Genomic DNA, 625 nt, shown 5'->3' on the forward strand with positions numbered 1-625 from the left:
CAGCATTTTGACTGGCAAACTTCTGCCCGCGTGAAGATGCGCCTGCTTGGTAAAGTACTGGTGTTCGCTGCGGTGATGGCTCACAAATATGGATGCCCGGTACAGTAAAGTATTTACCTTCATGCTGAATTGGATGCACTTTTTTATGGTCAGCAAAGATACCGCTTTCACGGTCACGAAGTACCGAACCTTCTTCCCAAGAGCCTTCCCAAAGCTTGTAAAGGACTTCTAAGTATTCATCAGCAATATCATAACGATTGTCATGGTTAACCTGAGTTTTTAGGCCCAAGTTTTTCGAACCGCTTTCCAAATAAGACGTCACGATATTCCAACCAACTCCCCCTTTGGTTAAATGGTCTAGCGTGCTAATACCTCTAGCAAAAGGATAAGGATGTTCAAAGGAAATAGAAGTCGTGACACCAAAACCCAAGTGCTTTGTGACGGCTGCCATCGCTGGCACAATCTGTAGCGGATCATTGACTGGAACTTGTACTGCACCTGTTAAAGCATGTTCAGCACTTTGATGATAAACGTCATAAATACCAAGCACATCTGCAATAAAAATACCGTCAAAAAAACCACGCTCAAGAATTTGCGCTAAATCTGTCCAATATTCTAAATCTTT

The 625-nt window shown here is 42.9% G+C and carries 1 protein-coding gene; it reads right to left on the bottom strand.

Annotated elements, in window-relative coordinates; genetic code table 11:
• On the bottom strand, positions 1–625 hold a 625-nt coding region (locus ABD296_RS49840; RefSeq protein ID WP_344285644.1), incomplete at both ends, for an NtaA/DmoA family FMN-dependent monooxygenase.

It is taken from the genome of Actinomadura napierensis, from assembly GCF_039529375.1.
GTDB lineage: Bacteria > Actinomycetota > Actinomycetes > Streptosporangiales > Streptosporangiaceae > Spirillospora > Spirillospora napierensis.